This is a genomic window from Streptomyces sp. KMM 9044, assembly GCF_024701375.2.
GTDB lineage: Bacteria > Actinomycetota > Actinomycetes > Streptomycetales > Streptomycetaceae > Streptomyces.
Genome location: NZ_CP113910.1, coordinates 3,697,952 through 3,712,446, shown reverse-complemented (window position 1 = coordinate 3,712,446; position 14,495 = coordinate 3,697,952). Strand labels below are relative to the sequence as shown.

General features: G+C 67.6%; 13 protein-coding genes and 3 pseudogenes. 10 read left to right on the top strand and 6 right to left on the bottom strand.

Going from position 1 to position 14,495, the window contains the following annotated elements; all coding sequences use genetic code 11:
* The first annotated feature begins 9 nt into the window (after window positions 1–9).
* The 5 genes and pseudogenes from HUV60_RS16735 to HUV60_RS16720 all read left to right on the top strand — a co-directional run bounded on the left by HUV60_RS16735 (window position 10) and on the right by HUV60_RS16720 (window position 4,152).
* Entirely contained in the window at window positions 10–717 is a 708-nt protein-coding gene (locus HUV60_RS16735; protein WP_257850504.1) for a TniB family NTP-binding protein, read from the top strand.
* Window positions 714–2,327: a TniQ family protein gene (locus HUV60_RS16730; RefSeq protein ID WP_257850505.1), complete on the top strand. Its 1,614-nt coding sequence runs from the start codon at window positions 714–716 to the stop codon at window positions 2,325–2,327. Before HUV60_RS16735 ends, HUV60_RS16730 begins: the two co-directional genes overlap by 4 nt.
* Window positions 2,328–2,451: 124 nt before the next feature.
* A pseudogene (locus HUV60_RS16725) lies at window positions 2,452–3,288 on the top strand (transposase); the annotation flags it as partial.
* A complete protein-coding gene (locus HUV60_RS33935) occupies window positions 3,216–3,785 on the top strand; it encodes an ISL3 family transposase (protein WP_443047529.1) in 570 nt (189 codons plus the stop codon). The pseudogene HUV60_RS16725 and the gene HUV60_RS33935, both read left to right, overlap by 73 nt.
* A 52-nt stretch (window positions 3,786–3,837) precedes the next feature.
* Complete coding sequence (locus HUV60_RS16720; RefSeq protein WP_257850506.1) at window positions 3,838–4,152, top strand: hypothetical protein; 315 nt, start codon at window positions 3,838–3,840, stop codon at window positions 4,150–4,152.
* 225 nt (window positions 4,153–4,377) lie between these two features.
* Here HUV60_RS16720 and HUV60_RS16715 read toward each other — a convergent pair whose 3' ends face one another.
* Together HUV60_RS16715 and HUV60_RS16710 are read right to left on the bottom strand one after the other, a co-directional pair.
* On the bottom strand, window positions 4,378–4,776 hold the full coding sequence (locus HUV60_RS16715; RefSeq protein ID WP_055592324.1) for a hypothetical protein: 399 nt from the start codon (window positions 4,774–4,776) through the stop codon (window positions 4,378–4,380).
* Window positions 4,777–5,101: 325 nt separating this feature from the next.
* Window positions 5,102–6,352, bottom strand: coding sequence for a hypothetical protein (locus HUV60_RS16710; protein WP_257850507.1), 1,251 nt, complete (start codon window positions 6,350–6,352; stop codon window positions 5,102–5,104).
* Window positions 6,353–6,636: 284 nt separating this feature from the next.
* Between HUV60_RS16710 and HUV60_RS16705 the strand changes: the two genes are divergently transcribed.
* From HUV60_RS16705 to HUV60_RS33930, 3 genes and pseudogenes are all read left to right on the top strand, one after another.
* Entirely contained in the window at window positions 6,637–7,233 is a 597-nt protein-coding gene (locus HUV60_RS16705; protein ID WP_257850508.1) for a hypothetical protein, read from the top strand.
* A gap of 491 nt (window positions 7,234–7,724) precedes the next feature.
* Window positions 7,725–9,022: pseudogene (locus tag HUV60_RS16700) on the top strand (ISAs1 family transposase).
* Window positions 9,023–9,031: 9 nt separating this feature from the next.
* On the top strand, window positions 9,032–9,394 hold the full coding sequence (locus tag HUV60_RS33930) for a helix-turn-helix domain-containing protein (protein WP_443047528.1): 363 nt from the start codon (window positions 9,032–9,034) through the stop codon (window positions 9,392–9,394).
* 143 nt (window positions 9,395–9,537) lie between these two features.
* Here the strand turns inward: HUV60_RS33930 and HUV60_RS16695 are convergent, their stop codons facing one another.
* Window positions 9,538–10,002, bottom strand: coding sequence for a MarR family winged helix-turn-helix transcriptional regulator (locus tag HUV60_RS16695; protein ID WP_257850509.1), 465 nt, complete (start codon window positions 10,000–10,002; stop codon window positions 9,538–9,540).
* A 417-nt stretch (window positions 10,003–10,419) separates the two neighbouring features.
* On the opposite strand from HUV60_RS16695, the pseudogene HUV60_RS16690 reads away from it, so the two are divergent.
* Window positions 10,420–11,166, top strand: a pseudogene (locus HUV60_RS16690) (MFS transporter); the annotation flags it as partial.
* Between the two features lie 168 nt (window positions 11,167–11,334).
* Complete coding sequence (locus tag HUV60_RS16685) at window positions 11,335–11,757, top strand: GlcG/HbpS family heme-binding protein (RefSeq protein WP_257850510.1); 423 nt, start codon at window positions 11,335–11,337, stop codon at window positions 11,755–11,757.
* Between the two features lie 71 nt (window positions 11,758–11,828).
* Here HUV60_RS16685 and HUV60_RS16680 read toward each other — a convergent pair whose 3' ends face one another.
* The 3 genes from HUV60_RS16680 to HUV60_RS16670 form a co-directional block, all read right to left on the bottom strand.
* The gene (locus tag HUV60_RS16680) at window positions 11,829–12,701 is read right to left on the bottom strand and encodes a GNAT family N-acetyltransferase (RefSeq protein WP_257850511.1); all 873 of its coding nucleotides are present in this window, start codon (window positions 12,699–12,701) and stop codon (window positions 11,829–11,831) included.
* Window positions 12,702–12,855: 154 nt separating this feature from the next.
* Window positions 12,856–13,338 carry an NUDIX domain-containing protein gene (locus HUV60_RS16675; RefSeq protein ID WP_257850512.1) on the bottom strand — a complete coding sequence of 161 codons (483 nt, stop codon included), beginning with the start codon at window positions 13,336–13,338 and terminating at the stop codon, window positions 12,856–12,858.
* Window positions 13,339–13,425: 87 nt separating this feature from the next.
* Entirely contained in the window at window positions 13,426–14,331 is a 906-nt protein-coding gene (locus tag HUV60_RS16670) for a LysR family transcriptional regulator (RefSeq protein WP_257850513.1), read from the bottom strand.
* Window positions 14,332–14,495 lie beyond the last annotated feature (164 nt).

Here is a 14,495-nt window from a genome sequence, read left to right as displayed (position 1 = left end):
TCCGCACCCATGCCGATCTGCCGTGTCGGGCTCACCGCGAACACCGGGATGCGTGACTTCAACCGCGGCATCCTGGAGTTCTACGCTCACCCCGGCCGCTTCCGCGGCACCGCTGCCGACTTCGGCTACCGAGCCCTGGACTGCGTGCTCTCCAGCGGAGCGGAGCTTGTCATCATTGACGACCTGCACTTCCTGAAGTTCCGGGACCGAAATGGTGCCGAGATCAGCAACCACTTCAAGTACATCGCCAACGAGTTCCCCGTCACCCTGCTGCTGATCGGCGTCGGGCTGGCCAAGCGTGGGCTGTTCGACGAAGGAGAAGACTTCGAGGACGCGGCGATCGCCCAGACCGGACGCCGCACCACCCGGCTGGGCATGAAACCGTTCACCATCGACACCGAGAAGGGGCGTCGCGACTGGCGTGACCTGCTGCTGGCCATCGAACAGCGCGTCGTGCTGGCCGACAAGACTCCGGGGATGATCGCGGACGAGCTGTCCGACTACCTCTTCGCTCGCAGCACCGGACACATTGGCTCGCTCATGACCGTGCTCAACCGCGGCTGCCAGAAAGCCGTACGCACCGGCGCCGAGCGCCTGGACGAGGAGCTGCTGAACACCGTCAAGAATGACGCCGCTTCCGAGCGGGCCCGCCGGGAGCTGGAAGCGGCTTTCGCCAGCGGCCGGCGCACCAGCCGCCCCCGCAAGCGGGCGGCATGAGCATTCCGCGCACTCTTCCCCTGCGCTTCGAGCCGCTGCCTGGGGAGGCGCTGGACTCGTGGTTCGAAGCGCTCGCACACCGCCTGCACACCCCGCTCGGCGAGCTGCTGCCGCAACTCGGCCTGCCGAGGCCCGAACACCGAAGGCGGACCCAGGACATCCCCACCGAGTGGACAGTGATGCTCAGGCCGCACGAGACCGAGGCGATCGCCGCAGTGTGTCGGATCGCCCCGGATGCCATCGCCGCGATGACGCTCGCCGCCTATGACGGACGGGCCGTGTTCATCGACTCAGACACCCGCCACGTCAAGCGCCGTCTGCTCTGGGGACGGGGCCGAGGCTCCCGATACTGCCCACCGTGCTTGGCCGAGACCGGTGGGCGCTGGCGGCTGGAGTGGCGCCTGGGCTGGTCGTTCGCCTGCATGCGGCACCACTGCCTCCTGCAGGATGCCTGCCCCGCTTGCGGACGATCACAGCGGGATACACCTCACCCCCGCCTCCTGGCAGTCCATCCAGGCCACTGCCCCCACGCACGGCCGGTGGACGACCCAGAGCCGCAACGAGTACGCGGACACCGCCGCCCGCGTTGCGGCGCCGACCTGCGCGACGCCCCGGTCCTCACGCTGTCCGAAGAGCACCCCACTCTGGCCGCCCAGCAGCACGTCTTCGACCTCATCGCCTCCGGCACCGCGTCCTTCGGCACCTACGCCAACCATCCGGTCCCGGCCGCATCAGCCCTGGCCGACCTGCGTGCGATCGCGGGACGGGCTCTGGCCGACACCAGTGCAAGGCAGTTGGCCCGACGCCTGCCCGACGATCTTCTTGCCGCCTACCGCCAAGCCCGCGCCCAAGAACCCGTCCCGCGCGGCCCCGCCCTGGCCGATGCCCGGCCAGGGTTCATGGCCCCCTCCCAGGCCGCGGTCGCCGCAGCCGGAGTCACCGCCGCCGTCGAGATCCTTACCGCACCCGATATCCGTCAGGCCGCCGAGCGGATGCGCTGGCTGACCACCGAGGCCCGCGAGCGTGACGTGACCGTGACCGCCAGCACCCTCAGCAAGTGGGGAAGCGGAACCAGCCCCGTCCTGCTCGCCACCCAACTCGTCTCCCTTGAGGAGGACTTCCGTCCCAGCGATCGTCTGCGCTACCGCACTGCCGGCCCGCTTGCCTCCTACCCGGACCGCTCGGGCGAGCGTGTCGACAAGCTCGCCCGCAGCACACCTGGCCTGCTCTGGCCGGCCTGGGCGGCTCGCCTATCGCCCGGAGGGACCTGGGATCGATTCCTGCGGCCGGCGTTCTCGGCCTGCGTGCTGATCACCGGCATCCGCATCGAGATCGACACCGTCGCCGCCGAGCTCGGCAAAGCCATCGACCCGGACAACATCAGCCGCATCCTCCAGGTTCTGGAGGACACCCCGAGCTGGCCGCAGATCGCAGCGGCGCTGACCCGGCTGGCCGACCACCTCGCGCGGAATCCACCCCCCATTGACTACCGGCACCGCCGCAGCCTCGACTACACCGGACTGCTGCCGGACGAGCAGTGGGAGGACATCTGTCGCGCCACCGGAGCCTTCCGCGGGTCTTCGAATTTAGTCGGGGAGGGCCGCCCGTGACCTGTACCGCCGGTTGCCGAGAGTGACCGTCGTGGGTGCGTGAGGGGTGAACGCAGACCGCCCGCGCTGCTTGTGGATCATGACTGGTGTCTAGACAGCCGATCTTCAAACAGACACGGGCGGCATGGGCCACGATACCGGCGCGACGGCGCTGTTCGATCTGGAGGGGGTCGCGGTGGCCGAGGTCGTCCGCGACGAGGACGGGATACGTACGGTGCGTCTGGTGACCACGGCCCCGGCGGCGCGGGCCTGCCCGGCGTGCGGGACCTTCGCCACCCGGGTCAAGGAACGGGCCGTGACGCGGCCTCGTGACCTCGCCCATGGCGGTGGCGCGGTACGGATCCGCTGGCACAAACGGCGCTGGCAGTGTCGTGAAGATGCCTGTGAGCGGGGCTCGTTCACCGAACAGATTCCCCAGATACCCGCACGGATGCGGCTCACCGAGCGGCTGCGGACCGCGTGCGGGCAGGCCGTGGCCGACGGCGGACGCACCGTGGTGCAGACCGGCCGCGACCTGGGGCCGTCCTGGCCGGTCGTCATGCGCGCCACCCGCACCTACGCCGAGCGCCACCTGCCCGCCGCACTGCCGACGACCGAGGCGATCGGGATCGACGAGACGAGGCGGGGCAAGCCGGTATGGAAGCAGAACCCGGACACGGAGAAGTGGGAGCTGGTCGCGGATGCCTGGCACATCGGCTTCGTCGACGCGATCGGCGGACGCGGCCTGTTCGGCCAGGTCGAGGGCCGCAACGCGGACTCGGTCGCCGACTGGCTCAGCGCCCAGCCCGCCGCCTGGCGCGAACACGTGCGCTACGTCGCCATCGACCTGTGCGCCACCTTCCGCGCCGCAATCCACCGCGCCCTGCCCCACGCCACCGTCGTCATCGACTGCTTCCACATCGTGCAACTCGCCCAGCGCCACCTCGCCGACCTGCGCCGACGCCTCACCTGGAAACAGCACGGCCGCCGGGCCCGCAAGGAGACAGCGTCTACACCGTCCGCAAACTCCTGCGCCGCAACAAGGAAGACCTCACCGGAGAACAACTCGCCCTGCTCAAGGTCGAGTTGGAGTACATGGGCACCTACGGCCGTCAGATCTACGCGGCCTGGCAGGCCAAGGAACTCCTGCGTGACCTCCTCGGCCTGGCCGTCCACCGCACCCACGTCACCCCCGACCGCTCCGCGATCTCCGCAGCCCGCCACCGCTTCAACGCCCACGTCGCCGACCACGCCCACCTGCCCGAACTCGTCACCCTCGCCGAAACCGTCGATCAGTGGTGGAACGGCATCGAGGCATACGTCCTGACCGGGATCACGAACGCCGCCAGCGAGGGCAACAACCGCGTCATCAAGCTCGACGCGCGATGCGCCTTCGGCTATCGCAACCGCGCCAACCAACGCCTACGGTCACTCTGCGCGACCACGAGACGAGCCCGCCGCGAGGGGGTCCCCGACTAACTTCGAAGACCCAAGATGGCCGGGGCCACCACTAACCCGGTATCATGGCCTGGTGATCGCATGGGTGCGCTGTTACTGGGATGAGGAAGACACCTGGTTCTACTTCGAGGTCGACGCCGAAGGCTGGGTCACACGGCAGGTCGAACTCCAAGGTCCGGAGCTGACACCGATCGCAGCCGCCTCCCTGAGCGAATGGCAGCAGGCCCATGACGTCGGCCGCCTCGATGAGTACGACAGCAGGTTCGGGATCACTGCCGAGCTGCCCGTCTCGGAATGGGAAGGCCACGACCCCGAACAACTCACCTTCGAGGAGTTCGAGGATGTCTGGGGCTCTGCCCGTCAGCAGATCGCATCCCGGCCCAGCTGACCTCTCGGCGCCGCACTGGTGTGAAGATCGTGGAACTCCAGCGCGACCCGTCGGTAAGATGAACCTCGGCATCGACGTTGCAGACCTCCTCGATCGCCTCGTCCGGTTCCACGAGGAAGAGCACCTGGAAGCCGGCGGCCCGACCCCGGTAATAGGGAGCCTCCCAGCCGGCATCAGAAGCCCGACCCTCAGACGCCGGGCCCGCCTGTTGCGGCATCGACGCCGTCACTGAAGCTCCTCACCCGGCGGTATGAAGGCGTCGGCGCTGTCGGCGTCCTCCACATGCCCCTGAGCATCGACCGTGATGGCAGTCGCCCGGCCCTGCGAAGTGATCAACCAGGCCAGCACCTGCTCCGTGAGAGGTGATCCACCCGGCCCTTCATCCGTCCAGTGTGCCCGCCATCCCCCACCGGGTATCGCGGCAACGACCTGATCGGCCCGCTCCAAGTGGGAGAAGTCCACGTAGTCCGTGACCTGGCGCAGTGCCCCTCGCTGCGGGTCGACCACCAAGGCTGTCCCGGTTGCGGGATCCCATCCCTCCACACGCACCATGCGACCGATCTCGGTCTCAGTGCCATTGAAGATGGCGGTCCATCCGGTCTGATTGAAGTATCGGAGTTGCATGGCGTCATGATCCCGGAGGTCCGGCGAACTGCTCGACCTCCGTGTCGTGGAAGCCGTGGTTATCAAGAAACCGGCAGGCCGGTGATGCTGATGACAAAGACCCGACGGACTGTGGAAGCGGACCCAGACATTCTGTAGGGCTCACGGAGCTTGTGACCGACCGGCGGGCAGCCGGGCCAGCGTTGCTGCCACAGATCTGTCAGAAGCACCCGCACATCTCCAGTTAGTGGAGCCGCGACTGGCTCCCCGAGCAGGGGAGGCCGCCGAGCAGGTGGGCGAGAGCGCGGTCAGTGGATTTGATGCTTTTCTATGCTGGTGCCCACGTTCACTCGTTGGGGGACTCCGTTGCCGGTGGGATACCGCACCGCCAGCAGCCGTTCGCGTGGTCGTCCTGGCAGACGTAGCCGATGGCACCATCCACGCACCATTCGGCGGCCTCCTCGGACAGCAGGTCAGGCCCGGCATGGAGCAGCCGACGAAATTCCGTGGTGTCCGCAATGTCGGCCGGGCGGTTGGTGAACCACTCGTCGAACCAAGGCTCGTCCCGGTGCAGGCGCCAGTGCGCATTCTCCCGGTCGTCGACAGCCGTAAGGAACCGATCGACGATGCGCCCCCAACTCGGTGCTCCGAACCAGCCGTTGTCGGACGCACAGAAGGATTCGATCAGGGTTCGCAGGCCGAACTCCTTCTCGCGAAGGCAGTACCTTCGCCCCCATGAGATCGCGACCTGTGCCATCTCCGCGAGTTCTTCTCGCGGATCAACCTCGTGCGCCGGGTCGTCAGGGTTGTGGCAGGCCAGCCCGAGCTCGAGTACGGACTGCCCTGTCGGTAGAACCCGGGACGGGTTGACGATCGCGAGACTGAGACCGATCCAGTCGACATGGTCGAACGACAGCATCGAGCGCACGAGTCGGGTGGTTGCCGTGTTGATCCGCATCATTGTGCCGTCGTGGAGCGGACTCTTCCCGGCATGCCAGTTCTCGACGGGTGTGTTGCGCCACACGGCGAGCGTGATGCGGGTGGCAGCGAGCCACAGCAGGGCGTCGTCGTCGAGGTGCCCGAACCGCTTGGCACACTCCTGGGCGCCGTAGGTGATCAACTCTTCCGGTTTCGGCCACCTGTGGCTGTCGGGCCCTTCAGGCCCTTCAGGCGCGTACTCATAGTCGTCGGCGTACTCGTCGAGGATCGCGCTCAACTCGGTTGCGCTGTAAGCCTCGCTGTACTCGGAGCTGTCCGGCTCCTCGACGGTGTACATGTCGTGGTCCCATGACACATACACGTCGTCCCAGAGCACGACGTCGTCGCACTCGCTGGCGTTGTCCGTCACAACCGGCCTGATGGTGATCGGGGCAGTACGCCCGTCGGTTCGCTCGCCGTCCTTCTTGGCGGCCCATGCGGTGATGATCCCGAGCGGCTTCGGAAGGAGAGGGCCGACCTCGGTGATGCTGAACGGCTCGTCGTCGTCATCGGTGTCGAACCGGCTGTTGACGAACGCGACCGCCTCGGAGGGCGTGCTGACGATGGACTGGGTACCACTCTGGTTGTCAACCACTCGCCACAACGCGCTGTTCTTCACGATGCTCTCCGATCGCGGTGAATGCGCCCGGGGCGGGTGCGATGCACCGGGTCGCTCGATACTGACTCCGATTAGGTACTCAAAGGGGCCGGGCTGACAGGCTGCACTCGTGGCCCTCAACGATGCCTGGACGCTGGTTGGGCCGAAACCACCCCCGAGCAGACCAGGGAGGCTGCCGTTTTCCGGTGCTGGCGGCCTCGGGACCGGCCCCATCCCGCCGCACTCTAAGCGCAGGGTCTGACATCCGGACCGGGCAGCAGGTTCATGCGGTCGACAATGAGCGCATGGACGTCCCTGAGTTGCTCGAAGCAGCTTTCCTGTTGGTTCCGGAAGAGACCGCCACCGAGAATGACATCACGGTGGGAGACGTCTGGGACTACCTCGTTCACGACGAGTGGGAGATCGCCCTGGGTCTGCTGGAGGAGTTTGGGGAGGCTCACTCGCTCCCTTTGGCTTTCTGGGAGGAGCTAGCCGAAGCGGCTGATCAGCTTCAGCTGGAGCGGAGTGCGGCTTGGTGCCATTGGCGATGCTCCGAGTTCCGCAACGGCGTGATCAGGGCGGATTTGACGCTCCGCCCTGCCGCCGAGGCGCGACGCACGACGCCAATCTCCGGCGCGGGTGTTCTGCGGCCCATGTGGGACATCGGTCTCCTCTCACCCGCCGGCGGACGTGCGGTCAGCATCGCTGGGCTCTGGGTTGAGAACATGCCCGTGCTAAAGCCCGGCGGGCGAGCCACGGTTCGCCTTGTGCCCCTCACTCCCTCCCACTGGACGCACGTCCAGCCCGGCCAGCAGATCACCATGCATGAGGACCGAGCCGTGGCTGGCACCGCAGTCATCCTGGAGGTTTGCCTCCCCGCCACCGTCATGCCCGCGCGATGACATGAACTGCTTGCCGGTGCACGTATCTCCGTACGTGGTGGTGCACTCAGACGGGACGCGGACAAGCGGTGCAGCCGGCTGGGCAGTCTGAGGAAATGACATCGATCTGAGACAGCCGCCTGCCGACACGTCGTGAGACTGGAGGGGAACGTCCAGGTCATAGCGTCGGCGCATGACACCGAAAGTGAGAACCTACATCCCTGTGGGATCCCAGATCCCGTGTCCTTTTCCCACTGGTGATGTCCCAGGGCCCCGGCGTTTGCCCGGCTCGTCCGAACTTGGGTTGATTGATGCCTGCGGTGGACCCCGGAAGTAGGCGAACACGGCCCCTGCGGATCATGGAGTTCTCTACGCTTCAAGATCCATGAAGGTGCCGTGTTCGTCCCACCATCATCCCCCCTCACTCCTCCCGTCTGTCCCTCCCTCTGCCTGTCCCTCCCCCGTCTGTCCCTCCCCCGTCTGTCCCTCCCTCTGCCTGTCCCTCCCCCCGTCTGTCCCTCCCCCGTCTGTCCCTCCCCCCCGTCTGTCCCTCCTCCCGTCTGGAAGCCCTGGGTGCGGAGGTCGCGCGGGATCAAGTCCGCAGCCCGGTAGCCGAGTTCGAGTCGCTCACCGGTCCGCGCGGAGCCGGCGGGGTGCGCTACCGGCTCTCCTCCCTGCTCGCCCTGGTGGTCTGCGCGATGACACCCGCGGGCCACGACTCGATCACCGCCGCGGCAGAGTGGTGCCGGCGTGCGGCCCCGAGGAACCGGCCGCCTCCGGCCTGCCCTACCACCCGCTCCAGGGCCGCTTCCGGGTGCCGGGCGAGAAGACCCTGCGCAGCGTGCTGGGGCGCCTCGATCCGGCCGAGCTCAACGCGGCCGGGTTCACCTACCTGAAATCCCTGCTCCCCGACAAGGGCGCGACTCCCCCGCCGCTGATGCCGGACGGCGGCCAGGAGCGGGAACAGCGCCGGGCCCACCAGGCTGCCACCCAGGCCGATCCGGTGCGCCGCAGGCGCCGGGCGATCACGGTGGACGGCAAGTGCCTGCGCGGTGCACGACGCCCTGACGGCAGCCGGGTTCTCGTGCTGTCCGCGGTCCGCCACGGCGACGGCATCACCCTCGCCCCGCGTGAGACCGGCGCGAAGACGAACGAGATTCCCGCGTTCGCGCCGCTGCTCGACCAGGTCGACGACATGGACCTCGCCGGGGCTGTCATCACCGCCGATGCTCTCCACGCCCAGCACGCCCAGCACGCCCACGCCGTCTACCTGCGCGAACGCGGCGCCCACTACCTCCTCACGATCAAGAACAACCAGCATGGTCAGGCCCGCCAGCTCCACCGGCTGCCCTGGAAGGAGGTGCCCGTGATCCACCGGGACGACGCCCGCGGCCACAGCCGCCACGAGCAGCGCCCGGTGCAGGTAGTCACCGTTGACGGCCTGCTCTTCCCGCACGCCCGCCAGGTCCTGCGCATCCAGCGCAGGCGCCGCCTGTACGGGGCGAAGAAGTGGTCCAGCGAGACCGTCTACGCCATCACCGACCTGCCCGCCGAGCAGGCCGACGCGGCCGAGGCCGCCGCCTGGGCCCGCGGCCACTGGACCGTGGAGAACACCGTCCACTGGGTGCGCAATGTTGTCTGTGGCGAGGACAAGTCCCAGGTCAGGACACGTAATACGCCCGCCGTACTCGCCGCTGTCCGCGACCTGATCCGCAGCGCGCTCAAGCTCGCCGGGTACGTCAACACCGCCGCCGGACGCCGAGCCCACACCGAACGCCACCGCGTCCTCGCCCTCTACGGCATCACATGATCAACCCGGATATCCGAGGCAAACGCCGAGGCCCTGGGGCACACCCGCCCCGAACTCGCGCAGCTGGCAGCTCAGGCCAGCAAGGCACCGGAAATCCTCCGTCCTGCCTTCACGGGGCCAGGCGCATGGGACCGCCTCCGCGAGTTCGCTGCCCTGTCGCGCTACCGCACACTCAAGGAAGCCGCCGAAGCACTCGGAACCCATCACACGGCCCTGATCACGAGAGTCGGAAGACTGTGTCGCGAGATCGGACACCCACTCCTCATCCGTGCAACCACGGCGTCACCAATGAAATTGACCCCGATCGGCGAAGCCGTAGTCGCAGCGATCCATGCGGCGGCAGAACCAGGACTTGTCCCGCCGATCATGTGACCAGTCCGTGTCGGGACGCCGCACACGGGACAGCAGAGATCGCGGGGGATGTCGTCGGCGGCCGCGGCGCATATCTCAAGATCTTCCATGGCGATACCTTGCGCAGATTACGCAGACAGCAGGCATGCTCCGGAGCGGTCGGCTCATGCCGCTACAGACGCCTTCAGCGTCTCCACCGTGCGTACCAGCGGGGCCAGGTCGGGGTTCTTCGCCGCTGCGTCGAGCGCCTCGCGCAATGCGGAGTCGTTGGTCGGCCGCGCCTCCTCAAGAAGGGCGAGGCCGGCGGGCGTGACGTTGGTGTAGATGCCGCGCCGGTCCGTAGGGCAGAGGTAGCGTTCCAGCAGGCCACGGTCCTCGAGCCGGGTCACCAGGCGAGTGGTGGCGCTCTGGCTGAGCACGACCGCGTCTGCTACCTGTTTCATCTGCAGATGCCCCCCGTCGCCGTCGTGCTGTCGGCTCAGCACGTCGAGCAGGAAGTACTCCCGCACGCTCAGATCGTGCCGGGCCTGGAGGCCCCGCTCGATGTGGGCCTCGACCCTCCCGTGCAGCAGGGAGAGGGCGCACCAACCCTGCGCAAGGGCGGTGAGTGCGGGGTCCGTGGCTGTCATTGGCGTTTCCCTCCGTCCAGGAGCTGCTGGAACCAGGGTAGAGCAACATCGAAAGAGACTGCGCTCGCGTTTATGCCGCGCTTGAAATTATTGCATGAGTACGCAAAGTGATACTGCAATCTTTCGGGAAGGGCTGTCTCCTCATGTCTCTTGCGCTTCTGGCCCTAGCGACGGTGATTGTCAAGTCAAATGAGACGTATTGCGAGCTATGAGGCTTGTTGTTCGGGTAGGCGTCGTTTCGCGGGATCGTTGATCCACGCCTGGCGGGGTATCTCGGGCGGTCGGGGGCGGCGGGTGAAGCGTTCGGGGTGCTGTTCGTACGCCTTGGCCAGGGTGACGGCCCGCTGGTCGCGGATCTCGTCAGCGGTGCCGAAATGGACGGAGGCCGGGATGTTTCACCTCACGGTGACAGGGAGGGGCTGGCGGATCACGTTCGGGCTCGTCGCCGTGCTCGGTGTCATCGGACCGGCCGGTATCGCCGGGCTCGTTCCCGACCTTCCCGCACCCGAGGGGGTACGGGTGCGTCACGAACTGGCTGCCTTCAGGAACGTCCAGGTACTGCTCGCCATGGCGATGACCGTCCTTGGATTCGGCGGTGTCTTCGCGGCCATCACCTACATCGCGCCGATGACGACGCAGGTGACCGGCTTCGCGGACGGATCGGGCACCTGGCTGCTGGTCCTCTTCGGTCTCGGCATGGTCGGGGGCAACCTCGTCGGCGGCAGGTATGCGGACCGCGCTCTGATGCCCTTGCTGTACGTGTCCCCGGGTGCTCTCTCCGTCGTCCTCGCGCTCTTCACCCTGACCGCGCACCACAAGGTCCTGGCGGCCGTCACGATCGTTCTGATCGGCGGCCTGGGCTTCGCCACCGTTCCGCCTCTGCAGAAGTGTGTTCTCGACCAGGCCCACGGCACCCCCACGCTGGCCTCGGCCGTGAACATCGGCGCCTTCAACCTCGGCAACGCCCTGTCCGCTTGGCTCGGCGGCCTGGTGATCGCGGCCGGTCTCGGTTACACCGCGCCCACCTGGGTCGGTGCCGTTCTTGCCGCGAGCGCCCTGGTGCTGGCCTTCGTCTCCGCTGCCCTCGACCGTCGCGGCAAGGCCTTGGGCATCGTGACGGTCAGTCAGGCTTCTGCCGAGCGGCAGACCGCGGTCCGCCACTGACCGGGGCGCCTGTGGGCACAGAGACCGGGGCCGCCTCCATCCCCTCCGTCGGATCTCTTTGCCGCCACAGTCGGTATTGCCTTCACCCTCCCGCACCACTTCCATCACGGACCTCACCGCTTCAAACGGCATCGCCACTGCACACCACACACCGAGGAGCACCTCTTCATGAACACCAGCACAGCTGTCACCCCACTCACCACCGCCGACGCCGAAGCCCTCGTCATGGCCGCACGACAGGCCGCCGAGGTCGCCGGGGTCGCGGTCAGCACGACCGTCCTGGACGCGGGCGGGCATCTGCTCGCCTTCCGGCGGGACGACCGCGCCGCGCTGATCTCCGGCGAGACCAGCACCCGCAAGGCGTACACCGCTCTTCAGGTGAACGCGCCCACAGCCCACCTCGTCGACGCCGTACAGCCCGGAGGGCTCTTCCACACCCTGCCCACCGCACTGGAGCGGCCGTTGCTGTTCATCGCCGGGGGCGTGCCCGTCCAGCGTGGCGGCCGTCCGATCGGCGCGATCGACGTCGGCGGAGGCACGCCGGAGCAGAATCACTCCTTCGCCACGACCGCCGTGGAGGCTCTCGCCTGAACAGCGTGTCCCAGACGCGTACGCCGGTTCCCGGCACCTGCGGGAACCGGCGTCGTCGTGTCCGGACGGCGTCAGCCGGCCGCGACGGTCACAGGGGCGAACCGTCTGGTCCAGTCGCCGGGCAGGTCCGTGCTCCCGTACGTCATCACCGCGTTGAAGGTGATGGACCCCAGACCGTGCTCCTTCGCCCAGGTAAGCAGCTCTTCGTGCCGCACGTCGATGTCGGTGCGCAGCGGCCGGTCGGTGTGGGCGGCGAGCGAGGCGATGAGCGCCTTGGCCGCAGAGGTGTCGCGGGCGATCAGGGGGCCCACGACATGAGTGTCCATGTTGGGCCACGCAGCGGCGTAGCCGACGATCCGGCCGTCCTTCTCGGCCACACGCAGCTGGTCGGCGAATGCGGGGAGCCGGGCGACGATGTGTGTGCGGTCCGCTCCGAACACGTCCTGGTCGAGCCGCAGGAGGGTGGGCAGGTCCCCGGCGGTCGCGGTTCGAGTGGACATCCCGGCCCCCGGTTCGCCCGCGCCCGGGACGAAGTGCCCGTGGAGCATCTCCGCCCGGCCGGTGACCTTGAAACCGAGCTCCTCATAGAGCGGGAGGCCGTTCGACGTCGCGTGCAGTGTCAGCGGCGTGGAGCCCATCGCCGAGATCACGTGGTGCATCAGCCGACGTCCGACGCCCTGCCGGGCATGCCGTTCCGCGACCAGAACCATGCCGATGGCGCCGAGTGTGGGCTGTTCCTGGGGTCCGTACTCGGTGACGACGCAGGCGGTGACCAGCCCGCCGTCGGGGGCGTCGATGCCGTAGCCCTTCCCGGCGGAGAGGAGGAATCTCCACTTGTGCTCTTCGCGTGGCCACCCCCGGTCCTCGGACAAGTCGGCGCAGGCCGAGAGATCGCGGAGCGTCAGGCGGCGGATGGGCAGAGAAACAGGGTGAGGTGTCGGCACGCAGGTCAGGCTGTCCGACGTCGGCTGTCGGCGTCCACTTGTTTCCGAAGATCGATGCGACCTTTCGGTCACACCGAGGCCGATACGAGATGCAGTTGTCAGCCGGGGATGTTTCACGTGAAACGCTTGAAACCGATGAATTCGCCAGAGGGGATCAGTCCAGGTCGGGAGCGTGCAGGGCGCGCACACCCTCGATGTTGCCGTCCAGGTAGTGCCGCAGCGACAACGGGACGAGGTGGACGGAAGCGATGCCCACGCGAGTGAACGGCACGCGGACGATCTGGTACTCGCCGGCGGGCTCGTCGACCTCCGGGCCGTGCCGCAACGACGGGTCCATGGAATCGAGGTGGCAGACGAAGAAGTGCTGCACTTTCACGCCGGTGGCGCCGCCGTCCGCGCCGATGTGTTCCACCGTGTCGACGAAACAGGGCACCACATCACTGATCTTGGCGCCGAGCTCCTCGTACACCTCTCGGTGGAGAGCATCGACGACGGTCGAGTCCTCCGGCTCCACACCACCGCCCGGGGTGATCCAGTAGGAATCCACGCCGGGCTTGGTGCGCTTGATCAGGATCAGATGGTCGCCGTCCAGCAGAACGGCTCGAGCAGTGCGCTTGACCACGGGTCGGACGGTCATGGAGGAAATCTGGCCCAGCTCGTTCCACGTGAAACATCACGACACATCACCGGCGGGATTTCCGGCGTGGGCGGTACGGCCGGAGGGTCAGCACCAGTCGGTGGCCGCCTCCTGCAGCGCCTCATGGGCGCGTGTGACATGCGGCATGGTCAGGGTGCCGTTCCGGACCACCAGGAAGTATGTACGTAACGGTGGCACTGCGGGCTCGTGCAGGGCGGTGACCTCCCCCCGTTCGAGTGCGGCCGCGCACAGATACCGGGGCAGTACGGCCAGCCCGGCCCCTGCGACGGCGCAGGCCAGCACCGCGCGTAGATCCGGGACGACGACAGTGCCCGCGGTGGCAGGCCGGGAGTCGAAGACGGAGGCCCAGTATCGGGAGACGAGGGGGAGCGACTCATGCACCTCGATCACCGGGATCTGTTCCAGAGCGGATACCCCCGTGGGGTGAACCCTGCCGGAGTCGACCCGCTCGGTCCAGCGGGGCGCGGCGACGAGGACGTGTTCCTCGTCGCAGAGCGGAGTCGCCGAGAGTAGTGCGCCGCGTGGTCGGACCGTACTGATGGCCAGATCGTGTCGCCCGGCGGCCAGCCCTTCCAGCGTCTCCTCGGCGGTTCCGAAGGATACGCGTAGGGTGAGACTCTGGCCGCCTCCGCGGGGCAGCGTGGTGAGCACGGGCACCGCCCGCTCGGAGGTGAACTCCAAGGGCCCCGCCAGGTGCAGCGTCCGTGAGGAGGAGCCCTCGTCGAGCCCGGTTTCGGTGATCTCCACCAGGGCGTCGAGATGAGGTGCGGCTTTGTGGGCGAGCTCGTCCCCGATGGTCGTGGGTGTCACGCCACGGGCCTGCCGCAGGAACAACGGCCGCCCCAGTTGCCGCTCCAGGGTCCGGATCTGTGAGGTCACAGCCGGCTGGGAGAGGCCGAGCAGGGCGGCGGCACGGGTGAAGGACCCGGCTCGGTGCACGGTCACGAAGGTCCGCAGCAAGGCTAGATCCACAGCACACCCTCCCGTTTGTCGGCCCTGCTGCCGATCCGGCATAACTATAAATATGTCGATAGGTTACTGCCATTACAGTGATTGGACACTGACATAGAGTCAACTAGCCTTGGTCGCACGGTTCTTCGCGTGCGAAGAACCGGGGCGGTCCGAGCCGCGAGGGG

Excerpts from the sequence above, each read along its gene's own strand:
- HUV60_RS16735 (WP_257850504.1), top strand. The coding sequence starts at position 10 with ATGCCGATCTGCCGTGTCGGGCTCACCGCGAACACCGGGATGCGTGAC.
- HUV60_RS16730 (WP_257850505.1), top strand. The coding sequence starts at position 714 with ATGAGCATTCCGCGCACTCTTCCCCTGCGCTTCGAGCCGCTGCCTGGG.
- HUV60_RS16715 (WP_055592324.1), bottom strand. The coding sequence starts at position 4,776 with ATGCAACTCCGATACTTCAATCAGACCGGATGGACCGCCATCTTCAAT.
- HUV60_RS16705 (WP_257850508.1), top strand. The coding sequence starts at position 6,637 with ATGGACGTCCCTGAGTTGCTCGAAGCAGCTTTCCTGTTGGTTCCGGAA.
- HUV60_RS16695 (WP_257850509.1), bottom strand. The coding sequence starts at position 10,002 with ATGACAGCCACGGACCCCGCACTCACCGCCCTTGCGCAGGGTTGGTGC.
- HUV60_RS16685 (WP_257850510.1), top strand. The coding sequence starts at position 11,335 with ATGAACACCAGCACAGCTGTCACCCCACTCACCACCGCCGACGCCGAA.
- HUV60_RS16675 (WP_257850512.1), bottom strand. The coding sequence starts at position 13,338 with ATGACCGTCCGACCCGTGGTCAAGCGCACTGCTCGAGCCGTTCTGCTG.